At 35.5% G+C, this 13,932-nt stretch carries 12 protein-coding genes, 4 tRNA genes and 1 other RNA gene; 8 read left to right on the top strand and 9 right to left on the bottom strand.

Translation table 11 applies throughout. From position 1 onward, the window contains the following. Positions 1–371 precede the first annotated feature (371 nt). The 5 genes from IE155_RS05890 to IE155_RS05870 form a co-directional block, all read right to left on the bottom strand. Positions 372–448 (bottom strand) — tRNA-Pro (locus tag IE155_RS05890). A gap of 29 nt (positions 449–477) precedes the next feature. Continuing rightward, positions 478–553 (bottom strand) — tRNA-His (locus IE155_RS05885). Between the two features lie 910 nt (positions 554–1,463). Next, complete coding sequence (locus tag IE155_RS05880) at positions 1,464–2,249, bottom strand: hypothetical protein (RefSeq protein ID WP_189377255.1); 786 nt, start codon at positions 2,247–2,249, stop codon at positions 1,464–1,466. Positions 2,250–2,588: 339 nt separating this feature from the next. Continuing rightward, positions 2,589–2,665: transfer RNA gene (locus tag IE155_RS05875), tRNA-Arg, on the bottom strand. A gap of 122 nt (positions 2,666–2,787) precedes the next feature. Continuing rightward, positions 2,788–2,864: transfer RNA gene (locus IE155_RS05870), tRNA-Pro, on the bottom strand. Positions 2,865–3,159: 295 nt separating this feature from the next. Here IE155_RS05870 and folD point away from each other — a divergent pair. After that, a complete protein-coding gene (folD, locus tag IE155_RS05865; protein WP_189377253.1) occupies positions 3,160–4,014 on the top strand; it encodes a bifunctional methylenetetrahydrofolate dehydrogenase/methenyltetrahydrofolate cyclohydrolase FolD in 855 nt (284 codons plus the stop codon). A gap of 94 nt (positions 4,015–4,108) precedes the next feature. On the opposite strand, the gene cysS is transcribed toward folD, so the two are convergent. Continuing rightward, positions 4,109–5,488 carry a cysteine--tRNA ligase gene (cysS, locus tag IE155_RS05860; RefSeq protein WP_189377251.1) on the bottom strand — a complete coding sequence of 460 codons (1,380 nt, stop codon included), beginning with the start codon at positions 5,486–5,488 and terminating at the stop codon, positions 4,109–4,111. 193 nt (positions 5,489–5,681) lie between these two features. Here cysS and IE155_RS05855 point away from each other — a divergent pair, with 193 nt between their 5' ends. Both IE155_RS05855 and IE155_RS05850 read left to right on the top strand, forming a co-directional pair. Continuing rightward, a complete protein-coding gene (locus tag IE155_RS05855; RefSeq protein WP_189377249.1) occupies positions 5,682–6,176 on the top strand; it encodes a peptidylprolyl isomerase in 495 nt (164 codons plus the stop codon). 43 nt (positions 6,177–6,219) lie between these two features. Continuing rightward, entirely contained in the window at positions 6,220–6,984 is a 765-nt protein-coding gene (locus IE155_RS05850; protein ID WP_189377248.1) for a UDP-2,3-diacylglucosamine diphosphatase, read from the top strand. 2 nt (positions 6,985–6,986) lie between these two features. Here the strand turns inward: IE155_RS05850 and IE155_RS05845 are convergent, their stop codons facing one another. Together IE155_RS05845 and IE155_RS05840 are read right to left on the bottom strand one after the other, a co-directional pair. Continuing rightward, on the bottom strand, positions 6,987–7,376 hold the full coding sequence (locus IE155_RS05845) for an RnfH family protein (protein ID WP_229817076.1): 390 nt from the start codon (positions 7,374–7,376) through the stop codon (positions 6,987–6,989). Continuing rightward, on the bottom strand, positions 7,369–7,800 hold the full coding sequence (locus IE155_RS05840; protein ID WP_189377246.1) for an SRPBCC family protein: 432 nt from the start codon (positions 7,798–7,800) through the stop codon (positions 7,369–7,371). The genes IE155_RS05845 and IE155_RS05840 overlap by 8 nt, the downstream gene beginning before the upstream one ends. Positions 7,801–7,952: 152 nt before the next feature. On the opposite strand from IE155_RS05840, the gene smpB reads away from it, so the two are divergent. Continuing rightward, on the top strand, positions 7,953–8,441 hold the full coding sequence (gene smpB, locus IE155_RS05835; protein ID WP_189377244.1) for an SsrA-binding protein SmpB: 489 nt from the start codon (positions 7,953–7,955) through the stop codon (positions 8,439–8,441). A gap of 78 nt (positions 8,442–8,519) precedes the next feature. Here smpB and IE155_RS05830 read toward each other — a convergent pair whose 3' ends face one another. Next, positions 8,520–10,613: a winged helix-turn-helix domain-containing protein gene (locus IE155_RS05830; RefSeq protein WP_189377243.1), complete on the bottom strand. Its 2,094-nt coding sequence runs from the start codon at positions 10,611–10,613 to the stop codon at positions 8,520–8,522. Between the two features lie 233 nt (positions 10,614–10,846). On the opposite strand from IE155_RS05830, the gene IE155_RS05825 reads away from it, so the two are divergent. The 4 genes from IE155_RS05825 (at position 10,847) to IE155_RS05810 (ending at position 13,734) form a co-directional block, all read left to right on the top strand. Continuing rightward, the gene (locus tag IE155_RS05825) at positions 10,847–11,644 is read left to right on the top strand and encodes a hypothetical protein (RefSeq protein ID WP_189377242.1); all 798 of its coding nucleotides are present in this window, start codon (positions 10,847–10,849) and stop codon (positions 11,642–11,644) included. Positions 11,645–11,775: 131 nt separating this feature from the next. Further along, positions 11,776–12,126, top strand: a transfer-messenger RNA (tmRNA) gene (ssrA, locus tag IE155_RS05820). Between the two features lie 176 nt (positions 12,127–12,302). Beyond that, positions 12,303–13,541, top strand: a complete 1,239-nt coding sequence (locus IE155_RS05815; protein ID WP_189377240.1) for an integrase domain-containing protein — start codon at positions 12,303–12,305, stop codon at positions 13,539–13,541. Positions 13,542–13,578: 37 nt separating this feature from the next. Next, positions 13,579–13,734, top strand: a complete 156-nt coding sequence (locus IE155_RS05810; protein WP_189377238.1) for a hypothetical protein — start codon at positions 13,579–13,581, stop codon at positions 13,732–13,734. The last annotated feature ends 198 nt before the right edge of the window (positions 13,735–13,932 follow it).

Here is a 13,932-nt window from a genome sequence, read left to right as displayed (position 1 = left end):
ATTTCAATTTATATCAATAAAATTCAAGTAAATAACCCAATAATCCATCCAAATTTAATAACTGAATACTAAAGGAAAATAATCGATATAAGGAGAGTTTTAATCATATATGATCGATATGAATACAGTGTTTCGACTTGCTCTACAAGTTATATGCTAAATGTGAGTAATGGATAATTTAAATATGTAAATAGAGGCAAGTAATAAAGAAGTGGTCGGTGATGCAAGATGACTTCGTACATCCTGTACTTCGCCCTTCGGGTCGCTACGCGTTAAAAATTGTTCCAGACAATTTTTTCGACTTGCTTCGCAAGTTCTTATCTAAATGTAAACAGTGCTTAATTTTAATGAATTAATAAACATTTAAGAAGTGGTCGGTGATGCAAGATTCGAACTTGCGACCCCTTGGACCCAAACCAAGTGCGCTACCAAGCTGCGCTAATCACCGATACATATATGACTTCTGCCAATAAAAAATGGGGTGGCTAAAGGGACTTGAACCCTCGACAACCGGAATCACAATCCGGGGCTCTACCAACTGAGCTATAGCCACCATAATATTTTTTTACGGCACGCCCTGCAAAGTAAAAAATATATAATACAAGACGTTAACATTCTAAATCACAACAAATACCTAAATGCTGTATCCACCCTGCTCAGAACGAGGCGTATATTAATTATCGCCCTTACCAAAGTCAACAACTTTTATGACTAAAACGCATAAATACGCCAAAAAAAAACATATTGACGAGTAATAAGGTAATTTATTGTAAACAATAGAAATTAACCCTATCAAAATCGTTCATTAAACGTCCAAATAAATATTAACCAATAAGTTAGACGTATGGTCTACTTGAAAAGTTTAGCATAGCAAACTATTGATGCGCTTTACTAAGTTATAGAGGTAGCATCATTATATTATACGAGACTAAACGTTTTGATATTTTGGTGAAAAATAAATAAACATATGTAGGTCTATAACGCAAAAAAATCGGTTACAAATACAATTCGAACTATTAATTGCCAAAGGCTTAACTAACTTTAAATGTGATGCTAAAGTAAATAGTCTATTCGACACTCTTGAGTCTCTTAATTTACCTATACTCAGTTAGTTAGTCACTTTAAAATACACTTGCTATACATATAAAGAGAGCCAATTAAAACAGAATAATTTACTTATCTAAAGAAAACCCCAGACTATAAATTACAACCTCTCTGCTTAGATTATAACTAATAGCTGGGCATTACGAATAATCTGATATCAAACTGAAGTTTTAGTGATATTCATCAAATAAATATATTGATATATAAGATAAGCAATAAAACTAATAATTGGAAAAATTATAAAAAGTATTGACCAAACTCTTCTCTGTTTAGCACACCTAACTTTCTTTCTCATAATAAGAATAGGAAGAGCTATTGCAATAAAAAGGGCTATAAATTGTCCTAAAACAAACATAAAATTATCCTCCAGTTAAAGTACAAGTTAAAACCACACGTTCCGACTGCGTATCTGTCGCAGGATGTACAACCTTAGTACAAGACATATTTGCTCGGTTAATACTAGAACCGCTAATTACGAACCCCCAGTTTAACATATAACCAGTAAAGTTGTTCAAAGCATCATCAGAATCAAAGTTTCTTTGCATAGGAGTAGTCCACTCTTTAACATCATCAGGTATTTTAATTACATTGCCATCTTCATCAACATAATACGCTGAGTCGGGTTGATATTCTAATTGAGCATCTAATAGTCGATTAAGTCCTGCTTTATTCGGATCTTTGAGCTTTAATGTTAGCTCCAAATTATCTGCAAACGTAACGACCAATTTATCACCGGTTAAACTATCAGGAATTATACCAATGACATTATCTAACTTTAAAACCATAGAAGACATGCCCAAGACAACACCGTACCAATTATTTAATATCTGTTGGTGAACAGCATTTCTAACAGAAGTAGAGAGTAGGTAATCATAACCGTTGAATGTTGATACAAAGGGATCAGAAAAAAATGAATTAGAAACATTCACTATGTTTGACCATTCATTAGAAACGGAAAGTTCAACTGCGGCAGCTGAAGTTATATATTGTTCCCCTGTAAACGGATTAAATTGCTCAGTGACATTGTATGATTTTACCTGTTTTTTTGTATAATCAAATACATAAACTTTTGTCGGTACAGGTTCTCCTAATTCATAATCAAAACCTATACTTTTAGCCTGTTCATAAGCCGTTTGTTCATACATTGTAGCATTACAATTATTACATCCAATCACATTTAGACTAGTAACTTTGTTATAGCCGTATGACTTTGTAACTTGAATAACACTAAACAACAGAAATAAAGTCAATAAATTAACACATATACTAATTTAATAATTCAGACAATTTTAATAATATCTAGCTTTTGTAGAATCATCTTCCTACATAAAATATTTTTAAAACAAACTTTACGTCAAGCAAATCAATCTAATTAAAATATTATTTAGTAAATACGAATTTAAACACTAAGGGGGTTATTGCAACTGAGGTTCATTAATTGATGTGGTGAAATTAAACATTTGAAAAGGTTAATAGGTCATAAGTGGCACGCCACTCAGGAGTCGAACCTGAGACCCACGCCTTAGAAGGGCGTTGCTCTATCCAGCTGAGCTAGTGGCGCACATTACCTACTGAAGCTAAACTTATTTTAAATGAAACTAAATAAGTTAATAGTGCTATAAAACTAAAAATTATACTTAGTTAAATAACACAAAACTACACTTTATAAAATATATTAAAAAGTGGTCGGTGATGCAAGATTCGAACTTGCGACCCCTTGGACCCAAACCAAGTGCGCTACCAAGCTGCGCTAATCACCGACTTCTAGTTAAAAACATAGCGCTTTCAACGGGTGCGGATATTACCTAGTTGGCAGTTACTCGTCAAACGTTTTTTATAAAAAAATAGCTATTCGTCTACTTTTAAAACAATCAAATGCTTTTAGTATGTTTTTACGCCAGCTAATGATGAAATAATAACACACCACTAAAATGGCATTGTGTATACAATATAATAAAAGACAATTGATCTACATAGCGTATTTTCATCTATGCTCAATTGTGAAACTGTGCGAAAATAAGCTTGTTTTTTAACTTACTTTACGCGCTAGGAATTATGACTGCATCACTTATAGACGGCAAAGCAATTGCACAACAACTGAGACTTTCTGTACAAGAAAAAGTAAAAACTCGCATTGAGCAAGGAAAGAGAGCCCCTGGCTTAGCTGTTATTCTAGTTGGAAATAATCCAGCATCAGAGGTGTATGTTGGTAGTAAACGCCGAGCCTGTGAAGAAGTTGGCTTTGTGTCACGTTCTTACGACTTACCCTCTACTACCTCTCAAGCCGAGTTACTTGACTTAATAACTGAATTAAATAATGACAATGCTATAGACGGTATTCTAGTGCAGTTACCATTACCTGAAAGTATCGATGCAAATTCAGTTATCGAGCATATCGCACCTAATAAGGACGTCGATGGTTTCCACCCTTCTAATGTGGGTAAGTTAGTGTTACGCCAACCAGGCCTCAGACCTTGCACACCAAAAGGTATAATGACACTGATTCATTCTACAGGGGTAAAAACTCACGGATTAGATGCCTTAGTCGTTGGAGCTTCAAATATTGTCGGCAGACCGATGACGCTTGAGTTACTGTTAGCGGGTTGTACTGTAACAACCACTCACCGTTTTACAAAAGATTTAGAAAGTAAGGTTCGTAATGCTGACTTACTTGTTGTTGCTGTTGGTAAGCCTGCATTTATTCCAGGTGATTGGATTAAAGAAGGCGCAATAGTAATTGATGTAGGTATTAATCGTATGGATACTGGTCGTTTAGTGGGTGATGTAGAATTTGATATTGCTAAAACTAAAGCTTCTTTTATTACTCCTGTTCCTGGTGGAGTTGGACCAATGACAGTAGCAAGTTTAATTGAAAATACACTAATTGCGTGCGAGCAATTTGGTCATTAAGCTTATCTCTGATATCTTTTAAAAATAAAAATGCCAATCAATTGATTGGCATTTTTTTTATTTTGCTAATAACTTTCAAATGACTTTGTTAAATTTATCCTTTACGCCACGTGGTTTTACCCGCGCTATCTTCTAAAATGATATTCATAGCATTTAGCTTATCTCGAGCTTCATCGGCCAACGCCCAGTTCTTGTCGATTCGAGCTTGGTTACGTTGCGCTATTAATGCCTCTATTTCAGCCACTTCATCAACATCACCTTGTAAAAAGGTTGCAGGGTCAAGTTGTAATAACCCCAGTAAACCACCTAAAGCTTTTAATGTTGCAGCTAATTCAACCATGCTTTCATTATTTTCAGCTTTAGCCACATTCAATTGTTTAGCTAACTCAAAAAGTACCGATAAGGCTTGAGGCGTATTGAAATCGTCATCCATTGCGACACAAAATGCTTTAACAAAAGGGTTACTTTTATCTAAAGTAAAATCTACTGGTGTATCAATATCTCTAAGTGCGGTGTAAATACGTTCGAGTGACGCACGTGCTTGCTCTAAGTTATCAGTAGAATAGTTTAACTGACTACGATATTGCCCTGTCGTTAAGAAAAAACGAGTTGTTTCCGCATCATATTTAGCTAACACCTCACGAATAGTAAAAAAATTATTCAATGACTTAGACATTTTTTCTTGGTCAACTTGTACCATGCCTGTATGCATCCAATAATTCACATATGGAGTATCAAGCGCACAACAACTTTGTGCTACTTCATTTTCATGATGCGGAAATTGTAAATCTGAACCACCGCCGTGAATATCAAAATGAGCACCTAATTCTTTTGCATTCATTGCTGAACATTCAATGTGCCATCCTGGACGACCAGCACCCCATGGTGATTCCCAGCTTGGTTCTTGCGGCTTGGCTAATTTCCATAAAACAAAATCAAGTGGATTTCGTTTAGTCTCATCAATTTCTGCACGAGATCCGGCTTGCAACTGCTCTAAATTTTGCCCGCTTAACTTGCCATAATCATCAAAGCTTGACACTTCAAAAAGTACATCGCCACTATCTGCTATATATGCATGCTCTTTCGCTATTAAGGTTTCGATCATGCTAATGATCTCATCCATATGTGTAGTTACTCGCGGCTCAATATCAGGACGCAAAATATTAAGAGCATCAAAATCTTCATGCATTGCAGCAATAGTACGTTCAGTTAATTGCTCAGTGGTCTCATTATTTGCTATAGCACGTTGAATAATTTTATCTTCAACATCAGTAATATTGCGGACATAGTTAACGTCATAACCTGAAAAGCGCAAATAACGTGCAATATTGTCAAAGCTGATATAAGTACGGCCATGTCCGATATGGCATAAGTCATAAACAGTGCAACCACACACATACAATCCAACCTTACCTTCATTAATCGGTGTAAAAACTTCCTTCTTACGAGTTAAGGTATTGTAGATCTGCAACATGAGGTTTTATGACTCCTAATAATTGTCTTTTACGTAAATGAGTAAAAGCTTACTTAATAAATTAAATTAATACAAAAAATTGGCACTATTGTAGCGTAACAATTGCTAAGGGTCATCACTTCCCTTTACAGATTCGCTCTTTAGGTTACAATTCACCAATAAATTTATATGTGAACACTTTGAGAATAGATTAATGATTATATTTAAAACAACATTAGGTGATGTAAAAATTGCTTTAGATTTTGACAACGCACCTATTACTGCTAAAAACTTCCAACAATATGTTGAAGATGGCTTCTACAACGGCACTATTTTCCATCGTGTAATTAAAGGCTTTATGGTACAAGGTGGAGGTTTTTCTTCTGGTTTAGAAGAAAAAGATACTCGTGAAACTATTCAAAACGAAGCAAATAATGGTCTAAGCAACAAACGCGGCACATTAGCAATGGCGCGTACACAAGACCCGCATTCAGCATCTGCACAATTTTTTGTCAACTTAGTTGATAATAACTTTTTAGACTTTAAAAACGAATCTGTACAAGGTTGGGGCTATTGCGTATTTGGTGAAGTAGTAGAAGGAATGGATATTGTTGATAAAATGACATTAGTTGATACTGGCCGTATGGGCTTTCACGACGATGTACCTAAAGAAGAAATTGTAGTTGAATCGGCTTTTGTTGAAGCGTAAAACAAGCTAATACCATTGATTGATTAATAATGATAACCATGTAATGACAGCAAACAAAAACAATTCAGTAACATACTTTATTGCTGACTTACATTTAGCACAGAACAGGCCTGATATTACGGCCTGTTTTTTATCGTTTTTAAAAACTGACGCATTGAACGCGCAGACTCTGTATATATTAGGTGATTTATTTGAATACTGGATTGGCGACGACGATGATTCACCTTTTGTTGCAGAAATAGCCCAAGGTTTAAAGCAGTTAGCCGATAATGGTACTGCCATTTACTTTATTCATGGTAATAGAGACTTTTTGTTAGGTAAAAAATACGCCCAAAAAGCAGGAATGATTTTATTACCAGAAATAGATACGATTAACCTTCATGATCAAAAAATTATCATAATGCATGGTGATACGTTATGTACTCAAGATGTCGGCTATCAGAAATTTAGAAAAAAATCACGTTCGTGGTGGTGGCAAGCAATGATCAAAAGCCTACCATTATTCGTTCGTCGAAAAATAGCCGAAGATTACCGAAAAAAAAGTGCATCTGCGACTGCTATGAAGTCCCAAGAGATTATGGATGTTACTGATTCAGAAGTGGTAAATTCTCTTAGTGAGCATAATAGTTTGTTAATGATTCATGGACATACCCATCGTCCAAACATTCATAATGTGAATGTTAATGGCAAACAAGCTAAGCGAATTGTACTAGGTGATTGGTATGAACAAGGCTCATGGCTAAAGTTTGACAAAAACGGCTATCAATTATTAAATGCCCCGCTTAAAAAAAAGCCTGAGCATAATTAATTTTATTCTGACTTTCCTCTACGAGGATCTACTCTACCGCCGGTTACTTTATCAGCCCTGCCTTCAAGTTTTGCTTTCTCTGCTCTGCGCTTTCTAACTTCTTTAGGATCTGCGATTAACGGGCGATATATTTCAATACGATCTAAGTCAGTTAACACATCGGTTAATTTTGCCGAACGATTCCAAATACCCACATTATGAATATTCAAATCAATCTCTTCAAAAATTGATTTAATTCCTGAAGCCTCAATCGCTTGTTCAACTGTAGTTCCTTGATCAACGGAAATTGTTAAAATCTCTTGCTTTTGTGGTGTTCCATACACAACTTCAACCTGTATTTGTTCAAGCTTTTCAGATGAAACACTTGTTGTTTTTATAGCCATATTAGCCATAAACCTCTTTTGCTCGTTGAGAAAATGCTTGTACCATATTATTCGTCAAACCGTTAAATATTCGCCCAAATGCTAAATCAAAAACTTTACTCGAAAACTCATAATCAAGTTCTAAACTAATTTTACACGCATCTTCAGATAAAGGAGTAAAGCTCCAACTACCTTGTAAGCGTTTAAAAGGCCCATCAATCAATTTTAGTAACACTTGTTTATTTTCAATTAATGTATTTTCAGTAGTAAACCATTTAGTTAAACCACCTTTAGACACTAATAATGAGGCTTTCATTTTATCTGATTGTTGCTCAAGTATTTTGCTATCAGAGCAATCAGGTAAAAATTGTGGATATGCAAGTACATCATTCACTAATTGATACATTTGTTCAACATTATACATTACTAACGCATTACGACTTACAACAGGCATTTTCTCTCCTTAATAATGGACAGCATCATAGCAAAACTAAGTCAAAAACACATTAGATTACGAAAAATGAAATATATATACATTCTCTGAAGAAAAACCATTTAAAAGACTGCATATATACGTATAATAACGCCGTTAAATATGGAACGATAATGGCAAAACAAAAAAATAAAAAATCAAACAGCAATACCATAGCGCTTAACAAAAAAGCACGCCATAACTACACGCTATCAGATAAGTATGAGGCGGGTATGAGTTTGCAAGGTTGGGAAATAAAAAGCATCCGTAGCGGAAAAGTTAATATTTCTGACTGTTTCGTTATGGTTAAAGACCGCGAAGCTTTTCTTGTCGGCGCTGAAATAATGCCCCTTAATGCGGCATCAAGTCATGTGGTATGTGATCCTGTGCGCCCACGTAAATTACTACTTAACCGCCGAGAATTAGATAAACTTATTGGCGCTGTTGAACGTGATGGCTATTCGCTTATCGCGACAGCAATGTACTGGAAAGCTTGTTGGGTAAAATTAGAGTTTTATTTAGGTAAAGGTAAAAAAGATCACGATAAACGTGCTGATATTAAAGACAGAGAATGGGCTGTTGATAAAGGGCGATTATTGAAAAACAAAAATTTAGATAAATAACCTTCTACTATCACACAAATTTAAATAGGTGCTTAAACGCTTTTTTAACATTAAAGCGAAGTGCCTTTTTATTACAGCTTAGTACTCATTACCCTCAGATAATTGTATTTGCCAAATATTACTACTACTTAATTCTACTTTTTCACACGCAAAAAATTTATGCTGAAAACTCATATTGCAGCTACTAGGTTTACGCTCCTCAAAGTAATGTAACGTTTGCTTAAGGCTCAAACTTAAATCTAGCACCTTATATTCTTTACCCTCTAAATAATAAATTTTATTATCTCGTAGTTGCCAATGTCGCCACCCAGCAATAGGAAAGTTTTCGATAAGTACCGACTCTACACCCAACTTCAAATCTATCTGATATAAGCCACTACGATTAAACTTTGTTATATAAATTGTATCAGTATTACCTTGAACGCTATAACCACCTTTAAAGGTTATCTGACTTACTTCATTATTGTGTAATGATAGCTTCCATATATTCCACTGACCATCAACCTCCGCACTAAACATTATTGAATGTTCAACAAAAGTGACGTAATGAACTTGATTAAAATTTTTTGCTAATGCTGTCCACCGCTTATTAACCAAAGAGTAAAGATATAAAGTGTTATTAATACTGGCTAGGAGTTGCTCATCACTCTCAGACCACGCCATCGCACCAATACTTTCTATAGCCGAATTAAACTCTGCGATATAAGCGGGCTTATTCTCCGGTTGAATAAATATTTGATCAATACCTGTACTATTAGATCGAAAAGCCATGATGTTAGAGTTATTACCAAACACTGGCATTAAATTAACCCCTCTATTCGAAGTTAAAGCCTTTACCGAAGTATTATCGTTTAAATAACTATAAATATTAATCGTTTGCTGGCTACGCTCTGTCAGTAGGGATAGACGATTATCTCCTAACGCAAGGCGGCCATACTGAACGCTTTGTTCTTTGCTTGTTAATTTAAGTGTTTTAATATCAAATTCAAATAACCCTTCGCCATTTGATCCAAGTACTTGATGATCAAAATTCCAAACCAAACCATAAACATTATTTATAAATGCTTTATTCACAATTATTTGATGGGTATTTAAGTCTAATAATTTAAGCTTATCGACGTCTGCACCACGGTACTCAATAACAGCTAGCATGTGACCATTAGGTGACAATGCAAAAGCGTAATCTCCGGTATTATTGCCTATTTGAGCAGGATGAGTAAGCTGTTGCTTGCGTCCAGTGTCGATTAAATAAGAGTATAACGAGTAAGGCTCAGATATACTGGCTCTTGATTGGTAAATTAATCTGTTTTTATACTCATCTAGCGCAATTTGCGTAATAACGCCTTCACCACACTTTGTTATTAGTGTTTGCTCTTTTGTTTCAGGATCAACCTTTACAATTTCACAAAGTCTTTGTTCCAAATTATTTAATCTAGAAGCATATATAAAACCATCTCCTGTATAAATAACATCGGTATAGTAATAATCATCACTTAAAATGACCTTTCCTTGCTCACCCTGTTTTCTCATATAAACTTGCGCATAAGCATTAGCATTTTTGCGATGAAGAAAAACAAGAGTGCCAGTTTGAGAATGATAAAAAGGGTTGAATGAGCTTCCCTTTGATATAGTAACAGGCTTTTGACTTAATAATCGAAATGTTCCGCCATTACTTTCTATGAAATCAAGCTGGTAACGGTAAAAAGTAAAAACAACTAAGGTTAAGCTTATGAGTAAAAATAGCCAAAATCTTTTTCCAAGCCATGTTGAAGCTAATTGACTACGTGTAATTTTTGAATAAACAAAGCTTGAATCATGAATGGATTCTGTTTTCATTAGCTCTTTGCTTGGTAACGGATCTGTGACTATAGTCGGCGTTACAGCTAAGCAATAACCCACTCTGCTAATTGTTTTTATCAATTGAGGTGAAGATGGATTTACTTCTAGCAACTTACGTAATTCACCAACCGCCCTATTAACTGCAGCATCGCTTACGACTCTTCCTTCCCAAACATGTTCAAGTAATTCATTTCTTGAAATAGCTTTATTGGCATGATTACAAAAGTACACTAAAAGTTCAAAAACTCTAGGCTCACATGCTAACTGTTGATTATTTTTAGTTAACTTTACCTGAGCTGCGTCAACCACAATATCACCAAAGAGAAAACGCATATATCACCTATATGTTAGCTATCATTATCAAACCATTATGAAACCATTACTGCGCCTTTATTTCATAAAATCAGCAATATGGCAGACTACGGACTCAAACATTACGACGTATACTATTAGAAAAAAGTCATAAAATCGATATCAAATAGTTCAATACTTGTTTTATGAAAGGCAATGGTGAAGTACTTACGCGTAATTATTAAATTAGATTAAATGTTAACCGAGGAAGTCTTATGCGCACAGTCTACTATTTTATTATATTATTTTATCTATCAGGTTGTTCCGGTAGTGCAGACAATGCGACAAAAATCGCAGTGGAAGACAAAAGTAACGAAGAAATTTCTAGCACAAATTTAGCTATTCCTGACAACCGTTTTTCAAATACTTATGAAGTTGTTTTATTTGGCAATAGCCATATCTCTGGACTTGATAGCTTAATCTCAAGCCTTATTAAGGTGGGTTCTCCTTTTGCAACCGTTAATGTGGTTAGCGCCGGTGGAGGCTTTTTAGACAACCCAAATACTCAGTCAACTAGAGAGACTTTGTTAGACAACCAAGCATGGACACATGTTATTTTACAAGGCCAAAAATACTCTGAGTCAGGCAGTTATACTTATCCCACAGCACCAACTAAACTGTGGATTGCTAAAGCTAAGGAAAATAACATCACCCCAATTTTATTCCCTGAACACCCAAGAAAAGATAATAAGGAAGAAGCTATGAGGGTGCATCAAATTCATACGGGTATCTCAGCATCTCAAAGAGCATGTGTTGCTCCTATTGGTTTAGCATGGGACAGCGTCTTAGCAATAGATACTCAACTTCAGCTACACAGCAGTGACGGAAATCATGCATCGTTACTAGGTAAATTGTTAACCTCTTATATTTTTTATGAAATTATTACTGGAGAGCCTGCTGATCTACTCCCTTATATTGACAATATTGATATTGATGAGCCTTCACAGCAATTATTAAAACAGTTTGCTTCTGAAACAATCCAAAGTAATCAACCCTGTATATTCGATGCTTAACATTCATTGTATAAAACTAAAAAGATATAGCTTAATACTTGTTGTAGCTAGCTATAGCAGGTAGAATAACGATATTACTGATAAATAAATATTTACTAGTAATGTTTGATACCAAGGGTAATCGACTAGTCGGGGCGGATCTAGGATTCGACAAGATTCACGAAACCCAAGGTGCATGCCGAGGGGCGGTTGGCCTCGTAAAAAGCCGCAAAACTATAATTGCAAACGACGAAACGTTCGCACTAGCCGCTTAAGGCTAGCCATCGCCTCGAAAATTGTCCTGTTGTTTAGAGGATAGATGGTCACCCCAAATAGGATAGCGAGGGAAGCACGCTTAAGGCTGAACCGCGAAATAGTATTAAGCTCACCATGACGAAGCCTGTCGTTTGGCGTCTAATTGGTTAAATAAATAATCGACTAAGCATGTAGTACCGAGGATGTAGGTTTTTTGGACGGGGGTTCGACTCCCCCCCGCTCCACCACATAACAAATTAAAGACGTCTTACGGCGTCTTTTTTTTCGTCTAAAATCAACAAATTATCCATAAACACTGACCTATAGCGTCTTTTCCAGTTTGATAGAATCCTATAATTTTAGTAACATCAATTGTAACACTGAGCAACATTGCTAAATTTGGTGTTACTAAAAAGAGAATATCATGGCTAGAATTACTACCCCACTGACTAATACTGAAGTTAAACAGGCTAAAGCTAGAGATAAAGAATACAACTTATCAGACGGTGAAGGTTTACAGTTAAGAATAAAACCAAATGGATCTAAACTTTGGTTACTAAACTATTCTCGGCCATATACTAAAAAAAGAGTAAATTTAGGTTTTGGAAAGTACCCTGATATTTCTTTAGCTGATGCTCGAAAATTACGAGCGGAAGCCAGAACATTGCTCGCTAAAAACATCGATCCAATGGAGCACAGGGACAGTATATCAAATCATCAAAAAGAGAAAATCGAAAACACTCTGCTTAATGTTGCTAAGAAGTGGTTTCAAGTAAAGAAGTCAGCAGTAACACCAAATTATGCTGAAGATATTTGGCGCTCTCTTGAACTACATGTTTTTCCTTATATTGGTAAACGCCCTATTTCAGAAATAACAGCTCCGATAGCAATAAAAACCGTAAAGCCTATTGCCGAAAAGGGTAGCCTTGAGACCGTTAAACGAATCAATCAACGACTAAATGAGATAATGAACTATGCGGTTAATACAGGCCTTATTCACTCCAACCCTTTATCTGGCGTTAAAGCTGCCTTTGAAAAACCAAAGAAAAAAAGTATGCCAACTATTAAGCCTGATGAACTGCCTCAATTCATGCAAGCTTTAAGCATTGCCAGCATAAAGATTGTTACCCGATACATAATTGAGTGGCAATTACACACAATGATAAGACCAGGTGAAGCCGTTAAAGCAAGATGGTCAGAAATAGATTTTGAGCAAAAGCTTTGGAATATTCCCGCAGAAACAATGAAGAGAAAACGCCCTCACAGCGTACCTTTGACAAAGCAAGCATTAAACTTACTCACTACAATTAAACCTATAAGCGGACATAGAGAATATATATTCCCAGCAGATAGAAACCCGAGAAGTCATGCGAATGAATCAACCGCAAACGCAGCGATAAAAAGAATGGGTTACCACGGAAAATTGGTAGCTCATGGTTTACGTGCTCTCGCAAGTACAACTTTAAACGAACAAGGCTTTGATCCTGACGTGATAGAAGCCGCACTAGCTCATGTGGATAGTAATGAAGTTAGACGAGCCTATAACAGAGCTGATTATTTAAAACGCCGAGCTAAAATGATGGATTGGTGGTCTGATCATATTGAGAAATGTTCAACGGGTAGTTTTTCATTATCAGGCACTAAACTGTTAAAAGCAGTTTAAGTATAGTGTTAACTTTTATATTTAAAATAGGTAAATAATGGGTTATCAAGCAACTAACCACAACCTAGATCTTATCAATACAATCCAACTAGAAATATTAAGCGATTTTAACGACATTAAAACGGGTAATATTGCTTATGTGCCATCAAAGCGAACAGCTAAAGGGGAACATTGTATTGTGCAGACAGAATAAACATGAATAGCGTTTAAGTATGTTTGCAATTCAGGCCGATATTCTAGGCACTGTAATACGGAAGTACAGATCACCTTGAATTAATGGTGGGCTATCTAATTGTTGAGGTTAGGTAGTGTTGTTAGTCAGCCTCTTAATTCAATTTTTACGTGTAACAAATAAGAAAACTTTTTTATGAGAGTTAAAGTATACATTCTG

Origin of the sequence: Thalassotalea profundi (assembly GCF_014653195.1) — a bacterium.
In the GTDB taxonomy this organism is placed as follows: domain Bacteria; phylum Pseudomonadota; class Gammaproteobacteria; order Enterobacterales; family Alteromonadaceae; genus Thalassotalea_B; species Thalassotalea_B profundi.
Note: the sequence above shows the minus strand (reverse complement) of the source record. Positions and strands in the feature narration are given on the sequence as shown.